The sequence below is a fragment of the Acinetobacter sp. 22301 genome, from assembly GCF_052045285.1.
Classification (GTDB): Bacteria; Pseudomonadota; Gammaproteobacteria; order Pseudomonadales; family Moraxellaceae; genus Acinetobacter; species Acinetobacter pittii.
Genome location: NZ_JBQEOR010000019.1, coordinates 19473 through 31150, shown reverse-complemented (window position 1 = coordinate 31150; position 11678 = coordinate 19473). Strand labels below are relative to the sequence as shown.

General features: G+C 36.2%; 5 protein-coding genes. All 5 read right to left on the bottom strand.

The genetic code is table 11. From position 1 onward, the window contains the following. Positions 1-558: 558 nt before the first annotated feature. Positions 559-1899: a hypothetical protein gene (locus ACTJJH_RS18015; RefSeq protein ID WP_032038298.1), complete on the bottom strand. Its 1341-nt coding sequence runs from the start codon at positions 1897-1899 to the stop codon at positions 559-561. 77 nt (positions 1900-1976) lie between these two features. Then, on the bottom strand, positions 1977-2501 hold the full coding sequence (locus ACTJJH_RS18010) for an SMI1/KNR4 family protein (protein WP_032038301.1): 525 nt from the start codon (positions 2499-2501) through the stop codon (positions 1977-1979). Further along, positions 2502-8198, bottom strand: a complete 5697-nt coding sequence (locus ACTJJH_RS18005) for a two-partner secretion domain-containing protein (protein WP_440601545.1) — start codon at positions 8196-8198, stop codon at positions 2502-2504. It lies immediately after the preceding gene. A gap of 46 nt (positions 8199-8244) precedes the next feature. After that, on the bottom strand, positions 8245-9984 hold the full coding sequence (locus tag ACTJJH_RS18000) for a ShlB/FhaC/HecB family hemolysin secretion/activation protein (protein ID WP_032038305.1): 1740 nt from the start codon (positions 9982-9984) through the stop codon (positions 8245-8247). A gap of 346 nt (positions 9985-10330) precedes the next feature. Next, a complete protein-coding gene (locus ACTJJH_RS17995; protein ID WP_032038307.1) occupies positions 10331-11551 on the bottom strand; it encodes a chloride channel protein in 1221 nt (406 codons plus the stop codon). Between the last annotated feature and the right edge of the window lie 127 nt (positions 11552-11678).

The window sequence follows — 11678 nt, the reverse complement described above, 5'->3', positions numbered from 1 at the left end:
GGTGAAGCTACAAGGTTTATCCCCTGTACAATATAGAAACCAGTTTTTAAAAACTGCTTAACTAACTGTCCAACTTTATGGGGTCAGATCATTCCGCCGCAGAGGGGGCACGCAGGGATTTCCACAAAAAAGTTACTACTTTTTCGTGTACTTTGGCTGATGGTCTGCTAAAACCAACTGGCAATGTAGGCCAGCCCGCAAAGGATAGTATTCGCTCTTGTTGACGTCAAGCGTGGGAAATGACATTTGCTTTAAAATAGATCATTAAAAGTAAAGGGAATTAATTCAAACTTTTTTGTTAAAAATTGGTTTATAAAAAAACAAATCGATTATCGAAAATGGGCTTATATATTCATAAAAAAAGAATATAGCTTCCATGCTTTATTAATTTCATAGCTACATAGCAAACTATAGATTAACTTTAGAGATGAATTATGTATTGGCTTATTTTAAACATAAGTCTTTTTAACGTAACCAGAATAGTAAAAAGGGATATACTTAAAAAAAACTAGCCCTTATTAGAGCTAGTTTTTCAATCTTCACACAAATAAAAACTTATCAGCCTACCAGATCATTTACCCCTAGATGGGCAAATTTACCATTTATGGTACGACCATCATCTAACTGCACATTTTTAAATTCAATGGTTCCTTCTGATTCATTGACAGTTACACCAGTACAATGATCATTTGTCAATTTACAATTCCATTTCAAATGAATATTTACATTCAATTGATCCTTTTTAGGTCTTTGATACGCTACATTTGCTTTTTTAGTAATAGTATCGTATTTCACCGTAAACTCGAGATCAGACTTATGATCTCTACTCATAAAACGAAAATATTTACTTTCATTTTCTGCATATGCAGCTGCCGCAACTGTTTCATCAATTTTAAAAACTTCACTTCCTACTGTAACTTGCCCATAAGGAATTTTTTTCTCGAAACCGCCTGAGACATTTAATTCAGGAGATGCAACATATTCAATAGGGTTCGTAAATGAATTATTGATAAATTTAAAAGTGGTTAAACCATTTTCATAGTCCGTGTTTAATGTGAAATCCCGATTAAAATATCCTTTGTATATATAAACTTCTTTAGGCTGTTCATTACTAAAATAATTCCCCTCTGTTAATATGAACCTATCATGTTCAGGATCCAGAGGATTAGAAAAGTTAAAATAATATTCTTTATCTGTGTTAAAAGTTAAGACAGAACTGGTTGTCCAATTCATAAATCTTTGTATTGTCGCCAGCTTACCATTAACGACTAAATCTGATTTAGCTGGATATTCATTAAAACGTTTCGTGTTCCATACTGGCCAATCAGAATTTACTTCGAATTTAATAGAGCCGTTAATTTTGGCAGTCGAAGCAAAGCCAATATTATTTAAACGTCCTGATACAGCACCATTTGCGCTTATAATAAAGTAAGTTTTACCATCACTTTGTTTTTCGAACTTATAAGAGAATGTATCACTACATGAGTTTCGGCACTGGACAGCCAAATGCCCTTTATCATTCTCTGAATAGCTAAAAACTCCAACCTTATCACCTTTAGGATAAAAATAAAGACCAGCCAAATTGTTAATATGCGCAGATAAATCATTACTTGGAGTAAGAATCTCTAAATCCCACATACTATTATTTGAAGCGGATGCCTCAATTACACTGTTTGTATGAAATGGTGAGAACTTAATAGTTGAGTTATTAGTAACTCCTGAATTTTCAATTTCAAAATAGCCATGTGCCAAATCTGGGCTTAATACAGACGCTTCTACAATAGGCTTCGGTAAAGGTGTATCTGATGTCGCTGAATCATCCCCACCACCTCCACCACATGCAGCTAAAAGAAGAGAAAAAAGTGCTAGGGGTAATAGTTTTATGTGATTATAAAGCATAAAAAATATTCACTTTTATTAAAGATTTAAATTAAACTCAGAGAGTCTTTTGAACGATTCATTGAGCTTCTATAAAATTATGTTTTTGTTCGTATCTCCCAAAATTTATCGCCTTCAGAATTAACATAGTCCGTTATAAAATTTTCAAAGTTGGCTGAACAATACCAATCTGAGCGATTATCAAAAGGTAAAGCGATAAGTACAGCGCCATAATCCTTACTTTCAGGATCACACCTTAACAGTAACAAATCTGAATCACCATAAAACTCACCAATTATCAAATCCCCCTTAGTGAAGTCTTTAGGTCTTAACTCTCTATAATATTTATTAGATGACTGTAACTCATCAATACTAAATATTCTCGCTCCCCATTGCCCATATTCCTCATCCTTGAATAAATCAGCCCCATTACTAACTAAGAGGAACTCCTTAAACTCTGTTGGTAATTGCAAATCGATATCACCAAATCTATCTGGTGAAATACCATTATTCAAAATACAACGAAACTGAAAAAAAGTTTTTTCTCCTCTATGAACAGCATGCTTTGGCTCTTTACTCCAAAGAGTCTCTATTTTTCTTAATGCTTCATTTAACAGCTTCATTTACATATTTCTCCAAAAAGAATTAAACTCCTGTTGATGTGTTTTTCTTTGCACAGGTGTTAAATTCCAGAATTCATTTGTTCCACCAAACTCTCTAGGTTTAATATGATGAATATCATATTCAGACCAACCACCACGCGGAGTTTCATAACCTCGTTTATACCACTCCTGAATAAACTTACCACGTTCTTGCGCTCCCCAAGAAACACGACTTAATTCAGGTACTTTTTTTAAGTCACCAACTGGAAATGATATAGTTCTTCCTGTTCTTAAATCGGGTACATTCGGATAAAAATCACCTGCCTTATTTAAAATTTCACGATTTAGCCCAGCAGAATAATTTTTTCCAATTATATTCTTTTCGGATTTCAGAATATCAACATTCTTGCCTGCTTTTAAATCAATACCTATTAGCAAATCAATTGCTGCAAATGCTCTATCCCCAGGTGTGGATGTAGGGCTAATCAATGTTTTGATATTGTCCCCAATATCAATTACTCCCTGAACACCTTCTTCCTTAAAAATCTTAATAATATCGTCGGGTTTAAGATTTGCTCTTACTGAGGCTGGCATATCAGTAATTCTTTTAGCTACTCTATATGCCGCTTTTCCTGCGGTTGTTGCAAGCTTACCCAATGTGTTGTTTTCAACAGCTATATTCGCACTATTTGCCGCAGTATTAACATCGTATCCAGCAAAAGCAGCTGTCGTACCCGCAATAAGTTTACTTGTATCCTTAATTTTTGTTCTTTCGGCATCTGTTAGGTCGAGTGCAGTTTTACCCGATGGAATCATAAGCTCTGCAACTATTTCACCAACCCCTGCTCCAATTGCACCCGCTTCACAACTCTGTTTTGTAGCTGCCGCCGTAGCACACCCCACAACAGCATGGGCAATTTTATGAATTGTATATTCAAATATGTTCGGATCGACTTTATCTAAACTCGTTCCAATCTGACTAGCCAACTCTCCTTGTAATGCCCCTGCTAGACCTGCAAGTAAGGCAACCTGTAAATTATCTCCCAGATCTCCACCATTAATTGCAGTTTGTACTAAAGTTGATCCTACTGAAGATGCAAAATTGTTTGCCAATCTGTCTGACAGAAGAGTACTGTCTGGTTTTAAATTTAGAGCAGTACCAACTTGACTTAATAAACCTGCTGTTACCACAGATGCAGCCAGATTTTTAATGGAGTCTTTACTTCCCATCTCTTTTAGGGTCTTACCAATATCCCCACCGTTATTAATCAGACCAATACTTGCCTGAGCAGCTAGACTCGTAACTGCTGCATTTGCCATTACCCCTAATGTTGATGGAACAATTGCTCCTGCTGCTGTGGTCGTCACTCCAGCAGTTCCAAGCATACTTGCACCCAGTCCTACAGTTGTACCACTTGCTGCGGTTCCCCCCGCTGCTCCAGCCGCTGCAGCAGTACCTGAACCCATCGTAGCAATTGTCACAATGATAACAATAATGGCAGCTCCAGCCGCTGTGAGACCTTGTGATTTATAATCCCAATCCTTTTGGGTTAATAAAACTGTTTGCCAATCTACATCTTTGCGGTTTACTAAATCTTTAAGATAGGCGCTTCCCGGTTGATTTGCTAATTTTAAAATTGCATCACGTAATTCGACTTTATTAACATCTTTTTCACTAATAGGAACTTGTACACTTAAACCACCTGCTGCATTAAAAACTGGGGGTTGTGGTCCATTAAAATTAGGGAGCTGCGCAGTTTCAGTAATTGATCCTTTGTCCTGCATAGACTGCCAGACAACAGAGTTCTTTTTTCTATTTAGGCTTTCTTCAACTAGATTCTTAGCAGGAACTAAAGTAATCGTTCCCCCTGCCTCAATTGTGGCACTTTTGAGATACGTAAACTCGGTCCCTTCAAGTCTTGTGTCATATCCTGATTTTGTACCAATATAATCAGCTTTTAATTTTGCAGGTATTTCTGTAGTTTGATTTCTGGTTGCATTGGTTTTTGATGTACCAAGATTAATCCCTAACCATGAAGATTTTTTAACCTGATTTACGTTTGAGTTATTCACAGCAGCTACAGTTAAAAAATTCAGGTCTCCGCCAGATCGAATTGAAATTTTTCCACCATTAGCATTAAATCGTGCAGAATAAATATCTACAGATGTATTCAGAGCAGGATCTCTTGTACCATCTGCTTGTAACGGGTTTTTAAATTGGCTGATAACGTTAATATTCTTACCATAAATATCAACAGAAGCAGGTGTTACAACATCTCCAATCGTTGTTGTGGTGGTAGTTTTTTTCTTACCATACCACGATCTTTTCGTTTCTATTTTTGTACTACGGTCATATAAAGTTTCAAGTGCCGTATCAAACAATATACTTTTATCTGCTTCAATATTTACATCACCTTGAGCAGAATTAATCCCTACTCCTTGCAGTACTAAATTGTCATTAACAGTTTTCCCTATAGCACGTATGTTTACCCCTTTATTTCCATTTATATTTGTTGGGTTTACATACTCTCTATAACTATAATTCTGGTCAGTATCCTTACCTTTTTCATACACATCTAAATTACCATCAATAATGATACTTGCACTTATTTCTTTAGCAGCAGTACCTTCTTTTTTTGCAGTGGCTCGATATTTCCCATTTAAAACACCCTGAGCTTGAATATTGACTATCCCTTGTTTTGCATCAATATTTGCTCCGGTAATTGAAACTCCCTTTTTTGAAGAAATATTAATATTTCCAGCATTAGAGGATAACTCGCTATTGAAGTTTTCCACTCCAGTGATCGTATTCGCGATAAAATTCTTCTTTTCCTGATCATCCTGACTGTTGATTAAATCTTTCTTCTTGGATACGCCATTGACTTTATCAGCAATCCCATCAATCACAAGGTCTCCCTTTGTTGAAACGATATTGATATCTTTTTGAACATTTATTTTTGTTCCTTTAATATCGACGCTTGTACCTTCTAAGCTAAGACCACCTTTCCTAGAGATGATGCCAACAAAACCTGCTTCATTTAGATTAGGTGCAAAATTTTCACCCTCAATCCTTATGGCTCCTTGTTTAGACCGAACATCAATATCACTTTCTGCAACTAATGTGATTGTGTCATGCCCATGAGTTGGTTTAATGACAAAGTCTTTATCAAGCTGAATCGACAAGTTACCGTTTATATTTTTTAGTTTAGTATCTAATTGAAGTAACTCACTTCCAGTTGCTCTAAAATCTATTCCATTATTTGACAGTTGATTTGCCTCAACAATAACTGCTCCACCATACCCTTGCCCATCAATACTTCCGCTACTAATTGCAGATAAAACACCTTTAGCATCTAAAATATAATTTTGATAAGCATTGATATTCCCCTTCGAGCTTAGGGCAATATGTTGATTTGCTCTGGTATTTGTGCGTTCTAATATAAGATCTTTATCAGAGTTTATTTCAATATTTTTTGTGGAGTTTAAATCAATATCATGTACTTGAGCATTGTTTCCTGCCCGAATTGATATTCCACCATTCGATGCATTAATTACACCGCTGCTTATATCTAAAACTCCGGTTTTACTCCACAAAATTACGTCTTTTGCATTAATAAAACCTGATGCAACTGCAGCTTTCATACCCGTGGTATAGCCATTATTGCCATCTAGTGTTAGATCCCCGCCAGAAAGAAGTAATACATTTCCATCTGTAGACTTAAGATCCACCGTATTTATTTTTGTAATAGCATTTTCGCCTTTTGACCCTAGGACAATTCCATTTTTTGCATTTATTCTATTTTTTAGGGTATACCATCCATCATTTTGAGTCTCAAAATTTACATTCCCATTCCCCAAAATTGAAACTTTACCTTCAGATGAGCTTACATTGAGACTTTTTGCATACAGGTTCCCGATGTCAGTTTGCACATCAATATCTTTTTTTGTCAGTAAGCTTGTATCGGTGCGAAGGATAAGATTATTTTTTGCAGCTATATTTATCGTACCTTGTGTTTTTAAGCTCACAGGACTGACATCATTACCGATCTCAATATCATTATCAGCGTATAGATTTATATTATTAGAATTTTCCTGAACAATAGAGCTATTTAGTTTTATTTTTTTTGCGCCCTTAATATTAAAATCTTTTCCAGCATAAAGCTTGGTATTATTAATACCTAACAAAGAACTTGCAGTATTACCCAAACTTATTAAATTTACATTTCCAGCTTTAGACTCAATGCTGGAGTTAGCAATATTTAAATTATTTTTTGATTGGATGCTAAGATCATTATTACTAGTGATCCCTTTTCCATTTTGTATATCAATATTATTGTTTGCTAATAGAGAAATATCACCTTGACTTAAGATGTTGCTGTCCTTTCCTAAGTTGAAATTCAATGAGTCACTATAGATGCCCCCTCCGACTCCAACATTTTGAACATTTACACCATTTTGTAAGCTAACATCTCCTTTAGCCGATAAGAAAATAGAGCTTATCGTTGTTCCTAATTTATCTATTTTCCCTCCATTCAATGCCAAGTTTCTATCTGAACTTATAAATATATTGCCATTTGATTGGATTGCCCCCGAAGAGGTAAAATCTCCATTATTTTGACTAGATAAATTTAATACAGAATTTTGGCTACCTGTAGTTTTGATGGTTCCGCTATTTTCAATTTTCCCTGCACTTGTAATTACCATATTGTTGACTGCCTGAATGGTCCCTGCGTTAGTCACGCCCAAACCTTTTTCAGTTCCCATCAAATAGATGTTGTTGGCATACATCCCACCCAGAGCTTTAACATCCACAGCCAATGTCGGTGCAGTTCCAGTACCTGTTTTAGAGGTAACATCCTGCAAATCTGCACTGACATTATTTGCCCCGGCAATCACCTGAATATCATTTTTGGCACGTAGTTCAGCACTAAGTTCTAATGCACGAGCATAGAGGTCCACATAGTTTGTATCATTATTATTTCCCCCTAATCCAAACTTAGAGTTAGGATTTGCTGAAACCGTAATTCTTCCTTGATCAACTGTGAACTGTTTGATACTGCCATCAGCATTTAATTGAGGTTTACCCGTAGTAAAAATTGCCTTATTGGCATTAATAAAGCCACCGCCTTTAATGTTAATACCAGACGGGTTGGCAATAATCACATCTGCCATTTGCCCTGCGACTTCTAAGTTACCTTCAAATCTTGAAGCAGCTGTTGAATTTACCTCATTTAAAATAACTCGCGCTTCACCAGTCGCTAAAAATGGGTTTGCCCCTACGGCCCCTACTGTTTTGGTGGTTGCTCCTGTTCGACTGTTATTTAAAACAGCACCTTCAGCCAATACATCAAACTGTTTATAGATATTGTGGGAAATACCATTTTTGGGCGTCTGAATGTTAACCACTGGAACTGTTGTGCCTGCTGAGTTCTTACCAGCACCAATGACTGCTCTATTCGCAGCATTTGCTGCACTATCTGCGACAATAGCAGCATAGACAGGAGCAAATGGTACTAATAAGCTAATACTTGCTACTAATGCCTTGACATGCCACAGTTGATGAAATGATTTTTCTTGTCCTGATGATTGTCCCGAACGCTCTATTTCTGAGGAGGTAGATTGTCCTGCCGCCTTGCTCTGGCTTCTAACATTCTCCGCAACAGCCATAAACATGTTACGAGCTTTGTTAAAAACAATTCGATAAAGATTTTTATTCATAAGTCAGTTTTCTCTAATTAAAATTAATTTTGTTTCTTAAGGAAACTTAATAAAAAGCATTTAGACTAAATCCAAATATCCAGTCTTTTTTTATACTCTGCGGAGCGATTAGGCCTCGCCCTGTAAAGGCATCAATATAAAAATGGTTCAGATAACTTCGTAGACCTACGACACTCCCCATTAGATGGCGCTGCCCAGCAATACTGTTCTTACCGTTAACCCAGCCCTGATCTACGGCAACATACATTTGTGTATTTGGAATTTTTGTATTTACGCTGATTTCCTGTTGTAAATACTGTCCGTTATCGCCTGATAGCATCAGTTCACCATCAAAACCTCGAACGCTATAACGACCACCGATATAAAAACGATCATTAGGTACTAAAACTCGTGGAGCATATTGTCCACGCCAGTTCAAACGGTATTGAGCAGGGGTATCTAAAAGCAAAAATGGCATTTGAAAACGTAAATCGGCACTCCATATCGGTGCACGTGAATACCCTTCTGACGGTAATGGATTTTTATCAATGTCCTTAATTTGTTCTTCTGGTGCTAACAATGCATCAAAGGCACCGGTACCGTGCCGATAATCCAAACCCGCATCTAATACAGCATCACCCAAATATTGCCGATGTTGTATCCCCGCATTCCAACCTGACGTTTTTCTACGTTGAACTTCGATTTCAATATCATCAATAAAGTTTGAATTTTGCTTATGGTAAAACTTGCCATAGAGACTGGTTTTATGTTGACCACTCCGGCTAAGCACTCGAGATAAATTAAGATTCTCCTGCTGACTTAAGCCGTGATAACGCAATACACCATTTGCACCTAATACATTTTGCTCATATTGATAACGGCTATAGCTTGTACTGAAATCATAGTTTCCTAATGGAACCTGATAACTTACAAAATAGTTTTTATTTAAGTCTCGATGTAAGTTGTCTAATGAATGACTAAAATTAAAAGAAAGAGAATCATTTAAATAGAATGGATTATTAATATTGAGTCCCAGACTACCTATATAACGACCTGTATCTTTACTCCCTGAATTATCCAGACCAAAATTTAAATTGATTTTTGATTGTGGCTGTAACTTAATAATCAGATCACTATACCCTTTAGCTTCCTGAACAGACTCATTTGACGGCACAATTTGTATATCTACCGTATAAGCTCGTTTTAAGTTTTCGAGACCCTGATCAAGTTGTTGTAGATTAAGGACATCGCCTTTTTTAAATGGTAAAGCTGCTTTAAGTTGTAATAAGGAGAGTTGCTCACCTTCTACGATGATCTTACGTAAACGCCCAATCTGTACACCAAGCCGTAAAGAGCCTTGCTGAATATCTTGAGGATCAACAGTAACCTGACTGGTAATAAAACCCTTTTTAATCAACTCATTTTGGGCGAAATTAACGAGGTTATGTAAGCTTTGTGTACCAATACACTTGCCAATAATCTTCTGCGGATGATTCCAAATTGTCCGAAGCATAAAGTGAAATTTATAGTGTTCAGGGTCCTGTAACGTCTTTCTATCAAAATCAATATTCTTGACCTTAACGCATGGCTCTTCCGAAACGACTATAGTTTTAAAATCCTGCAATTGGGTAGTGACAGGTTTAGGTGCAAGCTGAGTGATTTGCTCTTCTAATTGTTGATTAAGCTCTTTTAAACGTTGTTCCTGACGTATACGATCTGGTAAAGAAATATCATCGATAGCATAAGCATGTGTAGCTAACCCATACAAAAGAAAAAAAGCGTGAGTAAAAAAAATTTTGTTTTGCATAAAATGTTATTTTTAATTTACCAAATGGATAAAAAATCAAACAAAAACTACATGAAACATTCACAATCAACAATAAATGTCATAAAAAATTCATAATTGAAACATTTTGGAAATTTTTTAAATATTTTTAATTTTTATTAATGTATACCTGTGGTTTAAATATTTAGGAAACAATAGTTGTTCATTAAAATTAATTTCCATCTTCTTTTATAAAGATATAAATTCAATTCTTTTCATATTTTTAGAAGTATTTCACTTACTAGGCCAATTTTTATCATTATTAAAAAAAGAAGATTTAATAGGAGTTAAGCAACCTAAAACCACTCAACTCCTTAGAAAGGCTTAATCAATCCATCAACTTTTTACGGCGATATAACCCACAATTTCCAGAAAATAGCGCTGCCAACAAACAAGTAATAATGGCGTAAGTCGCAACATTCATTCCAAATAGCTCAACAGCTAAAATAATAGATGTTAAGGGTGCCTTACTCGCCCCTGAAAACAGACTGACCAAACCTAAGCCAGCAAGCAATGAAATTGGCAGATTTAAAACCGCTCCTAAAGCATTACCTAATGTCGCACCTACATAAAAGAGTGGCGTAATTTCACCACCTTTAAAGCCTGAACCTAAAGTGATGGCTGTAAAAATAGTCTTATTAAAAAAGTCGTAAAACTCAATCGGTACATAAAAAGATGAAATGATTTTATCTGTACCCAAACCGTTGTATTGCTGATGCGCAGTGAACAACGTAAGTAGCATAATGACAATACCACCCGCCATCGTTCTTAATGGCAAATAACGCACATATTTATAAAAGACGTCACTCGCAAAATGAATGGCAGCAATAAAGAAACGTGCGACTAAACCAAAGATCAGACCTGCCACAATTAAGTTCATGAGCGTGCCAAAATGAATGGCTGGAAACTCACTAATCACATAAAAAATATGCGGATGAACAATATCAAATAGCTCAGGGATAGCCGATGCAATCAGAGCCGACACAAAACATGGAAAAATAGCTGAGTATCTTAAATTACCTAAAGCAGTAATTTCTAAACCATAGATTGCACCCGCTAGAGGCAAGCCAAACACCCCTGCAAAGCCTGCACCAATACTGGCGATTAAACAGATTTTTCGGTTATCTTCCGAGATTTTTAATATATGGCTCAAGTGATCAATTAAGGCACCTGAAAGCTGGACTGCTGGTGCCTCACGCCCTGCCGAACCACCGAACAGTTGCGTTAAAATTGAAGTAATAAAAATGATGGGGCTCATTCGTTTTGGAATAAACGACTTAGGCTGGTGAATTTCATCTATGAGTAAATGAGTTCCGCGTTCAATTGGTGATCCATATTTTTTAATGAGATAGCCAATACCAAAACCCACAAAAGGCAAAAAGTAGATGAGCCAGTGATGCAGGCTTCTAACTTTGTTTGAAATATCAAAAGCCACAAAAATTAAAGTCGAGGCCAACCCCGCGACGACTCCAATCACAATTGAGATGACGAGCCAATAGACACTGTATTTTAGAATTTGATCATATTCAGATGAAGGTAGAATTTTCATTCGCTTTCTTCAATTCGCCTTTGAGTGAGTGCCAAATTCTCAAATTATTTTTATGCTGCCAGCTCATTAAGTGAGAAATGCTTAAACTGGGCTAAAAATTAAAGCCCGCATAAGCGAGCTTTCAATA

Bases quoted from the DNA above. Each gene is read 5' to 3' on its own strand.
- ACTJJH_RS18010 (WP_032038301.1), bottom strand. From the start codon at position 2,501: ATGAAGCTGTTAAATGAAGCATTAAGAAAAATAGAGACTCTTTGGAGT.
- ACTJJH_RS18005 (WP_440601545.1), bottom strand. From the start codon at position 8,198: ATGAATAAAAATCTTTATCGAATTGTTTTTAACAAAGCTCGTAACATG.
- ACTJJH_RS18015 (WP_032038298.1), bottom strand. From the start codon at position 1,899: ATGCTTTATAATCACATAAAACTATTACCCCTAGCACTTTTTTCTCTT.
- ACTJJH_RS17995 (WP_032038307.1), bottom strand. From the start codon at position 11,551: ATGAAAATTCTACCTTCATCTGAATATGATCAAATTCTAAAATACAGT.
- ACTJJH_RS18000 (WP_032038305.1), bottom strand. From the start codon at position 9,984: ATGCAAAACAAAATTTTTTTTACTCACGCTTTTTTTCTTTTGTATGGG.